Annotated in this window: 14 protein-coding genes; 4 read left to right on the top strand and 10 right to left on the bottom strand. The window is 66.6% G+C overall.

The features are described from left to right. Positions 1–40: 40 nt before the first annotated feature. Positions 41–1,186 carry an Rv2578c family radical SAM protein gene (locus MRBLAR12_RS18340; protein WP_229992942.1) on the top strand — a complete coding sequence of 382 codons (1,146 nt, stop codon included), beginning with the start codon at positions 41–43 and terminating at the stop codon, positions 1,184–1,186. Positions 1,187–1,276: 90 nt separating this feature from the next. Here the strand turns inward: MRBLAR12_RS18340 and MRBLAR12_RS18335 are convergent, their stop codons facing one another. The 4 genes from MRBLAR12_RS18335 to MRBLAR12_RS18320 all read right to left on the bottom strand — a co-directional run bounded on the left by MRBLAR12_RS18335 (position 1,277) and on the right by MRBLAR12_RS18320 (position 4,743). Next, entirely contained in the window at positions 1,277–2,665 is a 1,389-nt protein-coding gene (locus tag MRBLAR12_RS18335) for an NAD(P)(+) transhydrogenase (Re/Si-specific) subunit beta (protein WP_364747463.1), read from the bottom strand. Next, the gene (locus MRBLAR12_RS18330) at positions 2,662–3,048 is read right to left on the bottom strand and encodes an NAD(P) transhydrogenase subunit alpha (RefSeq protein ID WP_364747532.1); all 387 of its coding nucleotides are present in this window, start codon (positions 3,046–3,048) and stop codon (positions 2,662–2,664) included. The genes MRBLAR12_RS18335 and MRBLAR12_RS18330 overlap by 4 nt, the downstream gene beginning before the upstream one ends. Further along, positions 3,048–4,190: a Re/Si-specific NAD(P)(+) transhydrogenase subunit alpha gene (locus tag MRBLAR12_RS18325; protein WP_364747461.1), complete on the bottom strand. Its 1,143-nt coding sequence runs from the start codon at positions 4,188–4,190 to the stop codon at positions 3,048–3,050. Before MRBLAR12_RS18325 ends, MRBLAR12_RS18330 begins: the two co-directional genes overlap by 1 nt. Positions 4,191–4,278: 88 nt before the next feature. Then, complete coding sequence (locus MRBLAR12_RS18320; RefSeq protein WP_364747459.1) at positions 4,279–4,743, bottom strand: (deoxy)nucleoside triphosphate pyrophosphohydrolase; 465 nt, start codon at positions 4,741–4,743, stop codon at positions 4,279–4,281. A gap of 229 nt (positions 4,744–4,972) precedes the next feature. On the opposite strand from MRBLAR12_RS18320, the gene MRBLAR12_RS18315 reads away from it, so the two are divergent. Beyond that, positions 4,973–6,181 (top strand): MFS transporter, encoded by a 1,209-nt coding sequence (locus tag MRBLAR12_RS18315; RefSeq protein ID WP_364747457.1) that lies wholly within the window; start codon positions 4,973–4,975, stop codon positions 6,179–6,181. A 166-nt stretch (positions 6,182–6,347) separates the two neighbouring features. Here the strand turns inward: MRBLAR12_RS18315 and MRBLAR12_RS18310 are convergent, their stop codons facing one another. Continuing rightward, positions 6,348–7,268 carry a cation diffusion facilitator family transporter gene (locus MRBLAR12_RS18310; RefSeq protein ID WP_364747455.1) on the bottom strand — a complete coding sequence of 307 codons (921 nt, stop codon included), beginning with the start codon at positions 7,266–7,268 and terminating at the stop codon, positions 6,348–6,350. Between the two features lie 230 nt (positions 7,269–7,498). Between MRBLAR12_RS18310 and MRBLAR12_RS18305 the strand changes: the two genes are divergently transcribed. Beyond that, complete coding sequence (locus MRBLAR12_RS18305; protein ID WP_229992949.1) at positions 7,499–7,768, top strand: GlsB/YeaQ/YmgE family stress response membrane protein; 270 nt, start codon at positions 7,499–7,501, stop codon at positions 7,766–7,768. 202 nt (positions 7,769–7,970) lie between these two features. Here MRBLAR12_RS18305 and MRBLAR12_RS18300 read toward each other — a convergent pair whose 3' ends face one another. From MRBLAR12_RS18300 to infC, 4 genes are all read right to left on the bottom strand, one after another. Beyond that, positions 7,971–8,867 carry a TrmH family RNA methyltransferase gene (locus MRBLAR12_RS18300; RefSeq protein WP_229992950.1) on the bottom strand — a complete coding sequence of 299 codons (897 nt, stop codon included), beginning with the start codon at positions 8,865–8,867 and terminating at the stop codon, positions 7,971–7,973. A 65-nt stretch (positions 8,868–8,932) separates the two neighbouring features. Then, the gene (rplT, locus tag MRBLAR12_RS18295) at positions 8,933–9,403 is read right to left on the bottom strand and encodes a 50S ribosomal protein L20 (protein ID WP_018774438.1); all 471 of its coding nucleotides are present in this window, start codon (positions 9,401–9,403) and stop codon (positions 8,933–8,935) included. Positions 9,404–9,524: 121 nt separating this feature from the next. Then, positions 9,525–9,719 carry a 50S ribosomal protein L35 gene (gene rpmI / locus MRBLAR12_RS18290; protein ID WP_009358635.1) on the bottom strand — a complete coding sequence of 65 codons (195 nt, stop codon included), beginning with the start codon at positions 9,717–9,719 and terminating at the stop codon, positions 9,525–9,527. A 115-nt stretch (positions 9,720–9,834) separates the two neighbouring features. Continuing rightward, positions 9,835–10,917 (bottom strand): translation initiation factor IF-3, encoded by a 1,083-nt coding sequence (infC, locus tag MRBLAR12_RS18285; protein WP_229992951.1) that lies wholly within the window; start codon positions 10,915–10,917, stop codon positions 9,835–9,837. A 430-nt stretch (positions 10,918–11,347) separates the two neighbouring features. On the opposite strand from infC, the gene MRBLAR12_RS18280 reads away from it, so the two are divergent. After that, positions 11,348–11,734, top strand: a complete 387-nt coding sequence (locus MRBLAR12_RS18280; protein ID WP_229992952.1) for a DUF1844 domain-containing protein — start codon at positions 11,348–11,350, stop codon at positions 11,732–11,734. Positions 11,735–11,842: 108 nt separating this feature from the next. On the opposite strand, the gene MRBLAR12_RS18275 is transcribed toward MRBLAR12_RS18280, so the two are convergent. Next, positions 11,843–13,156: an MFS transporter gene (locus MRBLAR12_RS18275; RefSeq protein ID WP_364747452.1), complete on the bottom strand. Its 1,314-nt coding sequence runs from the start codon at positions 13,154–13,156 to the stop codon at positions 11,843–11,845. Positions 13,157–13,174: the final 18 nt, after the last annotated feature.

Below are 13,174 nucleotides of genomic sequence, written 5' to 3'. Positions count from 1 at the left end.
CATCCTTGACATTTAGTCGAACATACATTCGAATATAGGCATGAGATGGGACGCACAAGCACTTGAGCGCGGCGATTCCCCGGCCGCCCTTTCCGCCGATTCGCCAGCCGCACCGGCCCTGCTGCCGCTGGCCGGGCTGGTGCGGTCCGTGTCCACCCCGGAGTTTGCCGGGATCACCTTCCATGAGGTCACCGCCAAATCGGTGCTCAACAAGGTGGTTGCCGGTTCGCGGATGCCTTTCGAATGGACCATCAACCCGTACCGCGGTTGCAGCCATGCCTGCGTCTACTGCTTCGCGCGCAAGAGCCACACCTATCTGGACTTCGACGCCGGCCTGGACTTTGACAGCCAGGTTGTGGTCAAAATCAACGCCGCCGAGATCCTGCGCAAGGAGCTGGCCAAGCCCTCCTGGCAGCACGAGCATGTGGCCCTCGGCACCAACACGGACCCGTACCAGCGCGCCGAGGGCCGCTATCAGCTCATGCCCGGCATCATCGGTGCCCTCGCCGATTCCGGCACTCCCCTGTCCATACTCACCAAGGGCACGCTCCTGGCCCGGGACATTCCACTGCTGAAGCATGCCGCGGCCCAGGTGCCGGTGGGGGTGGGCATTTCGCTGGCCATGACCAACGAAGAACTGTCCGAGGCCGTGGAACCGGGCACGCCCGGGCCGCGGGCACGGTTGAAGCTCATCTCCCGGCTGCGGGAGGCCGGCCTTCCCTGCGGGGTCATGGCCATGCCCATCCTGCCGTGGCTATCGGACAGCGACGACGCCCTCGACTCCCTCTTCGGCGCCCTGGCGGCGGCCGGCGCCACCGGTGTCACGGCCGGCGCACTGTATCTGAAACCGGGCACCCGTGAATGGTTCATGCAGTGGATCGCCCGCGAACATCCGCAACTGGCCGGCAAGTACCGCCGGCTGTACGGCAGCGGGTCCTATGCGTCCAAGGAATACCGGGCCTGGCTGGCCGGCCGCATCCGCTATTTCAAGGGCCTGCACGGCTTTTCCGGCTCGCAGGGATTCAGCCACAGGGATCTGGACGGCGGCACCGACGACGACGCCCGCCAGGAAGAGGCCCAGTACCCGGCGGGAAGCATCCCGGACACGGCCGGGCACGCAGGCGCCCGGCATGCTGGCCTCACCAGCTCAGCCCAGGCCAACACAGCCCAGCCCACATTGTTTTGAAGCCCGCCCCACCGCAGCGCGTCTTGCCTCGAGCGCAGTGAACCTGAAGCCACTTGACCTAGAGCGCAGTGAACCTAGAGCGCAGTGAACCTAGAGCGCTTTGACCGCGCCCAGCACCCTGGCGAGCGAATCCTTGGCATCCCCGAACAGGAGCGTGGTCTTGGGATCATGCAGGAGCTCGTTCTCGATGCCGGCAAATCCCGGGCGCATCGACCGCTTCAGGAACACGATCTGCTGGGCCTGCACCACTTCCAGGATCGGCATCCCGTAAATCGGCGAACCCGGAGAGGACTTGGCCGCCGGGTTGACGACGTCATTAGCGCCGACCACCAGCGCGATATCCGTGTTCGCGAACTCGGGATTGACTTCGGCCAGCTCCCGCAGCGACTCGTACGGCACGTTGGCCTCGGCCAGCAGCACGTTCATGTGGCCCGGCATGCGTCCGGCCACGGGGTGGATGGCGAAGACCACCTCCACGCCACGGGCAGCCAGCGCCGTGGCAAGTTCCGCCACGGTGTGCTGGCCCTGCGCCACGGCGAGTCCGTAGCCGGGAACGATCACCACCCGCTGGGCGTAACCGAGCTGGACGGCAACGTCCTCCGGCGACGAGCAACGTACGGGCCGGTCACTCAGGGCGGTGGAACCCGCCGTCGAGCCGCCCTTGAACGCCCCGAAGAGGATGCCGGCGACTCCGCGGCCCATGGCCGAGGCCATGACCTTCGTCAGGATTGTGCCGCTGGCGCCAACAAGCGTCCCGGCGACGAGCAGCAGGACATTGCCCAGGACCACACCGGACGCTGCCACCGCCAGTCCCGTGAAGGCGTTCAGCAGGGAGATCACGATCGGCACGTCCGCCCCGCCGACGGGCAACACCAGGAGCAGCCCGGCAGCGAGTCCCAGGCCCAGCAGCGCGAGCGAGAAGCCGAGCGACCCGGTCAGGACCACGAGCCCACCCGAGATGACTGCCCCCAGCAGGACGGCCCCCAGCAGGACGGCCCCCATGACCCAGGGCATGCCGGGAAACAGCAGCGGGCGGGTGCTGATGAGTTCCTGCAGCTTGCCCACAGTCACCGCGGAGCCGGCGAAGGACACCGCGCCCACCAGCATGGTGAAGACCACGGCCAGGCGGACCCATGGATCCTCGTTGTGGCCAAGTTCCAGTACGGCCACGAGTGCGGCGGCCCCGCCTCCGACGCCGTTGAAGAGCGCCACCAGTTGGGGCATCTGGGTCATCTGCACCCGCCGGGCCACGGGGACGGCGATCGCGGAGCCGACGGCAATGGCCACGAGGATGAGCGGAATATTTTCCAGCCGCGCCGAGAAGAACACGGTGACGACGGCGAGGAGCGCCCCGGCGGCACCGATGGCGTTGCCGCGGCGGGCTGTCCGCGGCGAGCTGAGGCCTTTGAGCGCCAGGATGAAGCAGACGGCAGCCGCAAGGTAGAGCAGGGCCGTCCATTCGGGGGTCAGGAGACTCATCGGCCCTCCCCCGCCACGCCGCCGCCGGAGCCCCCGTCACCGGGGTGTCCTGCTCCCGCGGTTCCGCCGGCTGTGGCGGCGCCGGTTGAGGCGGGTGTGCGTGCCCGCTTGTGTCCGCTGAACATCTCAAGCATCCGGTCCGTGACCACGAAGCCGCCCACCAGGTTGACGGTTGCCAGGACCACGGCCAGGAGCGCGATGCCAAGCACCCACGGGTCGCTGGCCTGTCCGGCCACAATGATGGCGCCGACCAGGATGATGCCGTGGATGGCGTTGGCGCCGGACATGAGAGGTGTGTGCAGCTTGCTGGTGACCTTGGAGACGACTTCGAAGCCGACGAACACCGCGAGCACCACCACTGTCAGCACCGCGACCGGGCCCATCATGCCTCCGTTTCCAGTGCTGCAGCGCTGGGGGCATGCCGCACGGCGCCGCCGTGGGTCAGGCACGTTCCGGCGACCACGTCGTCGTCGAAGTCCGGAGCCACTGCACCGCCTTCGGTCATGAGGGCGAGGAAGTTGCTGACGTTCCGGGCGAAAAGCCGGGACGCGTCGGACGGCATGGCGGATGCAGCGTCCTGCAGGCCCACGAGCGTGACCGACCCGCCGTCGACCGGCACCTGGACGTCCTGGCCGGCGATCACGCCTTCGACGTTGCCTCCGGACTCCGCGGCGAGGTCGACGACGACCGATCCGGCCCGCATGCTGGCCACCATAGCGGTGGTCACCAGCAAGGGAGCGGCCCGGCCCGGGATGGCCGCTGTCGTGATCAGGATGTCCGCTGCAGCGACGTGCGGGGCGAGGAGGCTGCGCTGGCGTTGCGCCCGGTCCTCGCCGAGGGCGCGGGCGTAGCCTCCGGTTCCTTCGGCCGCCGCATCGACGTCCAGGTTGATGAAAGTGCCCCCCATCGAGGCGACCTCGTCGGCGGAGGCGGCCCGGATGTCGTTGGCCGACACCCGGGCGCCGAGCCGTTTCGCCGTGCCGATCGCCTGCAGACCGGCGACACCGGCCCCGAGGACCAGCACCCTCGCCGGCGGGATGGTCCCGGCGGCGGTCATATAGAGCGGGAAGAACCGCGGGTACCGGACGGCGGCTTCGAGCACTGCGCGGTAGCCGGTCACCAGGGACTGCGAGCTGAGCGCATCCATGGACTGTGCCCGGGAAATCCGCGGAAGCAGTTCCAGGGCGAACGAGGTGATCCCGGCGGCGGCCAGCGCGCGGACAGTCGGCAGTTCCGAGGCCGGCGACCCCAGGCCGATGGTGACCGTGCCGGGCCGAAGCCGGGCCGCGGTCTCCGGGGTGAGCGGGCGCACATGGAGGAGGACGTCGAGGGCCTCGAACGGGAGGTCGGAGATCACCGTGGCGCCAGCCTCTTTGAAGGCGGCGTCCACGAACCCTGCTTCGGTGCCGGCGCCGCTCTCCACCAGGAGATGGAGCCCGAGGGCTGTCAGTTGCTGGACCGTCTCCGGTGTGGCCGCAACGCGGCGTTCCCCGGCTCGCTGCTCTCGTCCGACACCGACCTGCACGGCCACTCCTCTCGATTGCGTTCAGAGTAGGCACATGCCTGACGGTTTGGCGAGAGGCGGGCATCCAAAACCCGTCGGCGCGTCCGGGTCAGCTGCTAATCCCGGCTCCCACTCCGCGCGGCCCGGTGGCCCGGACTGCGGCCAGGAGGGCTTCTACGATGGGGAAGTCCGCCGGGATCCACGGCAGGCCCAGGACCTCCGCCGGGTTGCGGAGATCGAGCCAACGCAGTTCGTCGTGGTCTTCCAGCGGCCGGGGCTCTCCCTCAGCGAGTTCGGCGAACCAGACCCTCATCGCCGCCTTTTCGTTGAGCGGCCAGCCCGTGGCGGCCTCCGCCGGCAGCTCGGACCCGAGCCGCACCAGCACGCCCAGTTCTTCCCGGAGCTCGCGGTGCAGGGCGTCTTCGGCTGCTTCGCCTGGCTCCACCTTTCCGCCCGGGAACTCCCACATTCCGGCAAACTGCGGCGGCGCCGTGCGCCGGGCCACCAGGAGCATGCCCGGTTCGGCCAGGGAGTCCACTACTGCGCCGCCAACAACGCCAATGAGTCCAGTCACGCCCCCCAGTCTAAGACGGGCGCCGGGTCCGGCGTCGCGAGCACGGGGAACGGGTCGGAAGCGGGGAAACGGGGACGGGGGACCGCGAGCGGCCGGGTAGGGGACAATGGTGGAGGCGGCCGCCCGAACCAGTTGCGGAATATTCGGCGCCCCCTCCCCGTTCTTTAAAGCATATTTATCTGTCCGATCCCCTCCGGACCCTTCCCGGAAAATCTCCCCGAAAAGACGAATGACAACCACCACATACGCCCCGGCGCCGTCCAAGACCGGCACCCGCCATGTTGCCCTGGCCATTATTGCCCTGGCGATGGGCGGATTTGGCATCGGCACCACAGAATTCACCATGATGGGCCTGCTCAAGGAGATCGAACAGGGCCTGAACATCAGCACGCCCGAGGCCGGTCACCTAATTTCGGCCTACGCCCTCGGCGTCGTGATCGGCGCGCCCGTGCTGGCCGCCGTCGGGGCCAAACTCCCGCGGAAGTACCTGGCCCTGGGACTCATGCTCTTCTTCAGCATCGCCAACCTCAGTTCCTTCCTCGCCCCGGACTACGGCTCCATGCTGGTGTCCCGGTTCGCCGCGGGTCTGCCCCACGGCGCCTTCTTCGGGGTCGCGGCCGTGATTGCCGCCTCCCTGGTGGCGCCGACCAAGCGTGGTTGGGCCATTTCGATGGTCATGGCGGGGCTGACGGTGTCCAACGTCATCGGCGTCCCCTTCGCAACCTGGCTTGGCCAGAGCTACGGATGGCGGCTCCTGTTCCTGCTGGTCGGCCTGATCGGCATCATTACGCTCGCCATGCTGTGGAAGTTCGTCCCGTTCCAGAAACCGCACGCAGACGCCAGCTTCCGCCGTGAGCTCGGCGCGCTCAAGCGGCTCCAGGTGTGGCTTGCGATCCTGGTCGGCATCGTCGGCTTCGGCGGTTTCTTCGCGACCTACACCTACATTGCGCACACCATGACCTCCGTGGCCGGTCTCCCAGCGCCTTGGCTGCCGCTGGTCGTGGCACTGTACGGCGTGGGCATGGTGGTGGGCAACATCGTTGGCGGCAGGATCGCCGACAAGTCCGTCATGGGCACGATTTACTGGGTGCTGCCCGCCACGGCGGTGGCACTCGTGGTCTATGCCGTTGGCGTCCATTGGGCCTGGTCCGCTCTGGTCATGGTGTTCGTGGTTGGCGCCGCCGGGTCCATGCTGGTGCCGGCCCTGCAGACCAGGCTTCTGGATGCCTCCCCCGACGCGCCGTCGCTGGCCTCCTCGCTCAACCATGCGGCGCTCAACGTCGCTAACGCCCTGGGCGCCTTCCTGGGCGGCCTTGTGATCGCCTGGGGCTGGGGCTACGTCGCGCCCGCGCTCGTAGGTGCGGTCCTTGCCGTGCTGGGGCTCGGGGTCGCTGCCATCAGCGGCGCCGTGGAACGCAGGCGGCCGCTGGCCTCCTAGCCGGCCCCTTGGCCCAGGCACGACGGTAGGGCAAAGGCGGACATGCTCGAAAAGAACGGCAGTCCTGTCCAGTGGTGAACTGGACAGGACTGCCGTTCTCTTTAGGGACTGCCGTTGTCTTTAGGGCCGTTGTCTTATTTGGGGCCGGGCTGGACCGCCATGCGGCTCAGGGGGCGCTGACGCGCTGCACGTCCGGTTCCAGGTAGATAACCCGGGCAATCGGGACGGCTTCGCGGATCCGGACCTCTGCGTCATCAATCGCCTTCGCAATGTCCTGGCCCGAGTCCGAGCGGCCGATGCTGATCTTGGCCGCCACCAGCAGCTCCTCAGGGCCAAGGTGCATGGTCTTGAGGTGAATGATGGTGGTGCCGCCGGCTTCGATCGCGCTGCGGATCTTGGCGACGTCATCGCGGGTGGCCGACTCGCCCAGCAGCAGGGACTTGGTTTCCATGGCCAGCACCACAGCGATCGCCACGAGCAGCAGACCGATCATCGCGGTGCCGAGGGCGTCCCAGATGCCGTTCCCGGTCAGGAGCGTCAGGCCCACGCCGAAGAGCGCGAACACCAGGCCCACGAGGGCGCCGAAATCCTCCAGCAGGATCACCGGGAGTTCCGGCTGCTTGGCATTGCGGATGAACTTGATCCAGCCTTGCTTTCCCCTGAGGTGGTTGGATTCGATGATCGCTGTCCGGAACGAGAAGGACTCGGCAATGATCGCGCCAATCAGGACGGCAAGCGGCACCCACCAGAAGTCCCCTTCAATGGCGTGCGGGTGCTGGATCTTTCCCCAGGCCTCATAGAGTGCGAACAGGCCGCCGACGCTGAAAAGCACAATCGAGACGATGAAGGCGTAGATGTAACGCTCGCGGCCGTAGCCGAAGGGGTGCTCGGGGCTGGCTTGCCGCTGCGCGCGCTTGCCGCCGACCAAGAGCAGCAACTGGTTGCCGGAGTCTGCGATCGAGTGAATCGCCTCGGCCAGCATTGACGAGGAAAGCGTCAGAAAGTAGGCGACGAACTTCAAAACGGCGATGGTCAGGTTTGCGGCGAGTGCCGCGAGAATCGCCTTGGTACCGCCATTTGCAGCCACGTGAGCTTCTCCTTGTGGGGTTCTTCGGGGGTGTATGCGAACACCGGAAGAACCCAGCGCCCACAAGGAATACCGTACCCGTTTCCAGGCTGCCGCCGAACCGCGACAGTGACCAACGCAGCCACGTAACGATTGGGTAGTCCCCTGCTGACAAGCAATCGGCCCTATGTTAGCTTGAAGCCATATTCGGGATTCACAATTTGGATGCCGACGAATATGTAGGAGGAGACATGGGCTTTCTTGGCTGGATCATTCTCGGACTCATAGTAGGTGCAATCGTCAAGGCAGTCGTGCCCGGCAGGGTCGGCGGCGGCTGGGTTACCAGCCTCGCGCTCGGCGTCGTCGGCGCAGTTGTCGGCGGCTGGATCGGGGACCTGCTGTTCGGCGGCGGCACGATGGAATTCTGGAATCTCGGTTCCTGGCTGCTGGCCATTGTCGGTGGCATAGCGGCTGCCCTCATCTACGGCGCCATCACAGGACGCAACAAGACCACCACATAATTCTTCAAGGCACTGACTGCACACTGTGTGTGGAGCGGCAGTGACAGCACGACGGCGGGGCCCACCATTCGGTGGGCCCCGCCGTCGTTTACACCACCGTTGGTCACACCGCCGTTAGTCACACCGCCGTTGCTTGCACTGCCGTTGGTTGCCCTGCCGGCTGCCGGACGTGCTTGCTCCCTGCTGAACCCTGGGCCGACCCCTAGCGCGCCTGCTGGGAGCGGGCGCTGGCGTACAGGCAGACGGTGGCTGCAGTGCCGAGGTTCAGGCTTTCGGCTCCCCCGTAGACCGGCACGGCCACTCTGTGGTCCGCCAGCGCGATCTCTTCCTCGGACAGACCCTGTGCCTCATTGCCGAAGAGCCAGGCCGTGGGGTTCTCCAGCGCGTAGACCGACTCGGAGGCGGCGGCTCCCAGGCGGCGGGCCGCGTTCTCGTCCTGGAGACGGTCCAGGTTCAGCTGGCCTTGGCCGTCCGCCGCGAGGATTCCGATGCCGCGTTCCTTGCAGCGGGCCACCAGTTCCGCCGCGTCAGCGCCGAGCACCACGGGCAGATGGAAGAGGGATCCCGCCGTCGAGCGCACGGCCTTGGGGTTGTAGATGTCGACGCTGGATGCGGTCAGGATGACAGCGTCGGCGCCGGCGGCGTCGGCCGCGCGCAGGACGGTGCCGGCGTTGCCGGGGTCGCGGACCTGGCACAGGACCGCGATGAGCCGCGGCGCGGCGTCAAGCACCCGCTCGAGGCTCACGTCCAGGAAACCGCAGACCGCGAGAATGCCCTGCGGGGTGACCGTGTCCGCCATCGCGGCGAGCACTTCGTCGGTGGCGAGGTACGCGGTGGTGCCCTCCGCGAGGGCCTCCAGATCCGGGTGCCGGTCGAGGCAGGCCTCGCTCGCGTAGACCTCATAAACAATGCCGGGCTCGCCCGCGGCAATCCTTTTCTGGTGCAGCGTCAGGGCCTCGCGCACGGCCTGCGGCCCCTCCGCAAGGAACTCGCTGCGCTTTAAACGGGCCGGGCGCCCGGCAAGTTGTGCCACCTTCCTCACTCGATCAGCTCGAGGATTGGAAAGTGGAAAGTCTTGCGGGCGCCCGGTTTCGTTCATATAAGAACCTTAGTTGCTTTCGCAGCCGGTTCTCGAACGGCGCAGTTTTTCAACGGCGGCAGGAACTACTTTGCGGCCTCGGCGTCAGCCTTCTTGGCAGCAGGCTTCTTCGCGGGAGCCTTCTTGGCAGCCTTCGGAGCCGGAGCGGCCTCAGCCTGGACGGCCGGAGCGGACGTGTCGGCGGGCAGCGAGTCCTTGGCGACCTTGACCAGCGCAGCAAAGGCGTTGGCGTCGGAAACGGCAAGCTCGGCCAGCATGCGGCGGTCAACCTCAACCTCAGCGGCCTTCAGGCCCTGGATCAGTCGGTTGTAGGTCAGGCCGTTGGCGCGCGATGCGGCGTTGATGCGCTGGATCCAAAGACGGCGGAAGTCGCCCTTCTTCTTCTTGCGGTCACCGTAGCTGTACACAAACGAGTGCAGCAGCTGCTCTTTTGCCTTGCGGTACAGGCGTGAACGCTGTCCACGGTAGCCCTTTGCGCGTTCGAGGATAACCCGGCGCTTCTTGTGGGCGTTAACCGCCCTCTTCACACGTGCCACGTGCGTACTCCTTAGAAAATTCTGATCCCAAGCGTCTACTGCCGGATCGGTCCGGCTGGCCTGAGAAGCCTTTTTGGTAGTTGACTGCTGCCAGGTGGCGAACAGTCAGAGAACTTGGAACTTAGATGCCAAGCATCTTCCGGATGACCTTGGCGTCGCCCTTGAAGACGATCTTGTCGCCGGCAAGGCGACGGGTCAGCCGGGAGGACTTGTGCTCGAGGTAGTGGCGGCGGTTGGCCTGCTGGCGGCGCAGCTTGCCGCTACCGGTCAGCTTGAAGCGCTTCTTAGCACCGCTGTGGGTCTTCATCTTCGGCATGGGAACCGATCTCCTTACGTATCCGCAGAAAAGTCTGCAGCTCTTTCGTGCAGCCGCCCCTGCGGGCGGCATGCTGGTTGCCTGCTGCCGGACATTTCTGTCCGGCAGCCGTGAACTAGTTGGTCTTCTTGCTGCCAGGCTTGGCGGCAGCCCGGGGGGCGGCCGGCCGTGCGGCGGGCTTCGGCGCTGAAGGCCTCGGCACCGGCTTCGGAGCAGCAACCGGCTTCGGTGCCGCCGCCGGAGCGGCCGGAGCGGCTGCCTTTTCCTCAGGAGCCTTGGCCGGAGCAGCCTTCGGAGCCGCGGGAGCCTTGGCTTCCACCGGCTTCTCGGCTGCCCTCGGAGCCGCGGGAGCCTTGGCTTCCGCCGGCTTCTCGGCCACCTTGGGAGCAGGCGTCTTCGGTGCTTCCTGGGCAGGAGCCTCTTCGACCTTGGTCTCTTCGGCCTTGGCTGCTTCGACCGGGGCCTCTTCGACCTTGGCTTCTTCAACCGGGGCCTCTTCGACCTTGGCTTCTTCAACCGGGGCCTCTTCGACCTTGGTTTCCTCGACGGGAGCCTCCGCTGCGGGAGCCTCCGGCGATACGACATAACCTTCCGGCAGGAGGTCAGAGAGCGTCTGGGTCAGCGGGGCGTTGCCACCGGAGACATCGACGCGTCCCGAAGCCTTGGCTTCGTTCTCAGCCTTGGCTTCTGCGCGCTGCGTTGCGCGGCGCGCCTCCGCCTTGGCTTCAGCCTTGTTCTTCAGCGGGCCAACCACCATGACCATGTTGCGGCCATCGATCCGCGGGCTGGACTCCACCACACCAACTTCGGCGACGTCGTCGGCGAAACGCTGGAGCAGGCGGATGCCCATCTCGGGGCGCTGCTGCTCACGGCCACGGAACTGGATCATGGCCTTGACCTTGTCGCCGGCACCGAGGAAGCGGAGAGCGTGGCCGCGCTTGGTCTCGTAGTCGTGAGTATCAATCTTCAGGCGGAAGCGGATTTCCTTCAGGACCGTGTTGGTCTGGTTCTTCCGGGCCTCGCGTGCCTTGACAGCGGCTTCGTACTTGTACTTGCCGAAGTCCATCAGCTTGCACACCGGAGGCTTCGCCTGCGGTGCAACTTCAACGAGATCAAGATCGGACTCGGCAGCCAAACGCAGGGCATCCTCAATACGGACAATTCCTACTTGTTCGCCTGCAGGGCCGACCAGCCGCACCTCGGGGACGCGGATACGCTCATTGATTCTTGGCTCGCTAATGTTAAAGCTCCTGTGTTCGTGAGGGGTATTCCACCGGCAAAAAGAGAAGGCCCCCAATTGCCAGAGCAATCGAAGGCCTCGAGATCGGAGTGCCGCCCTCAGTGGGGCGACATGCACTTCCTGCGGACCGGAGTCCGAAGTAGTGCCCGACCAGGTACCCGGCAACCTTGTCTCCTGTGAGGGAGGGGCTTCCCTAAGGAAGTTTCGCGGCTGACGCGGGTGGGAGAGAACTCCGCTTGCAAACTAAAGTCAACTCTACAGAAAGATACCCGTTCAACGCACATGTGCGTCGCCGGGCGCCATCTTCGGGCTCGAACTTCAGCCAGAAGCACAACCTGAATCACTGCAAAATAACGACATTTAGTCGGTCTGTGACAAGCTTACCAGCATGAGCACTTCAGACAGCAATTCCCACGTCTTCGAGCCCGCAGCCCCCCAGGCCGACGTCTCGCAGCAGATCCGCGACATTTCGGAAGTCCCCGCGATCGAGGTCATCACCACGGCCGCCGTGCACCTGATGAGCGCCTCCGCGGTAAAGCTCGGCCTGGCCGCCGAGGAAAATGCCCAGGACCTCAAGGACCTGGACGAGGCCCGCAAACTGATCACCGCCCTCGCCGGCCTGGTGACCGCGGCGGCGCCGGAAATTGGCTCCCAGCACGCGGGACCGTTGCGCGATGGACTTCGCTCGCTCCAGCTGGCCTTCCGCGAGGAATCAATCATCCCGGATGCTCCGGGCAAGGGCCCGGGCGAGAAGTACACCGGCCCGGTCAACTAAGTACTTTCGTCACTATGAAGCGGCGGCGGGCGGACCACTGAGGTCCGCCCGCCGCCGTCGTCGTTAACGCCCTTCGTTTGCGGTGCCGCACGCGGCGTCAGCGGACGGTCAGGCGTGGGCCAGGCGGCGGCGCCGCACGTGCTGCAGGACGAGTCCCACCAGGCAGAGGGCCACGCCTGCCAGCCCCACGGACACGAAGCCGGCCGAGGGGCCGATGAGGTCGATGAACAGCCCGGCGAGCGGCGCACCCAGGGCCACTCCCCCGGTGAGCGATGAGCCGTACCAGCCCATCGCCTCGCCGCGCCGGCTTTCGTCAACCAGTTCGGCCACCTTTTCCGAGGCCGCCGACAACACCGGCGCGCACAGCAGGCCCGGCAGCAGCGCGAGCAGGCTGAGCGTCCAGACGTCGGTCGCGAAGGCCATCGGGATGGTCAGCGCCGACATCCCCAGCAGCAAGAGGATCGGGGAGATGGGCCGGTGCATGGCGCCGTAGAGGATGCCGCCCACCACCGAGGCCGCGCACCAGAAGAGGAACACGATACCGATTTCGGCCTCGTGGCCGCCGGTCTGTAGGGCTGCAACGATGCCGACGTCGGTGCCGCTGAGGACCATGCCGGCACCGGCGGCGACAGCAAATACGGCGGCGACGGCGGCGGTGAACCAGCTGAAGTTGTGGATGACCCTGTGTCGCAGGCCGGAGCCCCGCTGGCGCCGTTCCTCGGCGGCGGCTGCCAGGGGTGCCAGTTCGGCTGCGGCCTCCTGCAGATGGGCCGGCGCGGCGGCGACGACGGCGGCTTCCGCGCATTCCAGTTCCTGCGCCTCGAGCGCGGCGTCGGGGGAAGCGCTCCGGGTGGGCGGGTTGAACCACATGAGGAAGAGTCCCGAGACGGACGTGGCTACTCCCACTACAGTCAGGCCCAGGACGGAGTGCCCGCTGGTGGCGACGACGGCTCCGACAGCGGGGCCAATCATGAAGACCAGTTCGGTGGCGATGGCGTCCAGGGTAAAGGCCGTGCGGCGCTGTTCACCGGGGGCCAGCACGCCCAGCGACTGCCGCACCACGCTGAAGATGGGGAGGGTCAGCAGGCCTCCGACGAACACCAAGGGAAGCAAGGCCTCGTAGGACACGTGCGGCACGATCGACCAGATCACGGTCTCGGAGATGACGGACGGAATCAGCGCCTTACGCAGCCCCGCGGTGTCAACCCGGCGCCCGCGCCAGGGCGCGCCGACAGCGATTCCGATCGTCATCACGGCGGCGGCTGCGCCGGCGGCCGCGTAGCCCTGGCCGAGGGTCAGGACGATGTGCAGGGTCAGCAGGACGCCGGCCGCCGAATGCGGTATGCGGGCGATCATGCCGACCAGCAGGAGCCGCCTGATGGGCCGGACGGCCAGCAACTGACGGTAAAGCGCGAAGTTCACGGACTACTTCCTTCTGGT

This window comes from Arthrobacter sp. LAR12-1-1.1 (assembly GCF_040676555.1).
Taxonomy (GTDB): domain Bacteria; phylum Actinomycetota; class Actinomycetes; order Actinomycetales; family Micrococcaceae; genus Arthrobacter.
This window is presented reverse-complemented; position numbering and strand designations above follow the sequence as displayed.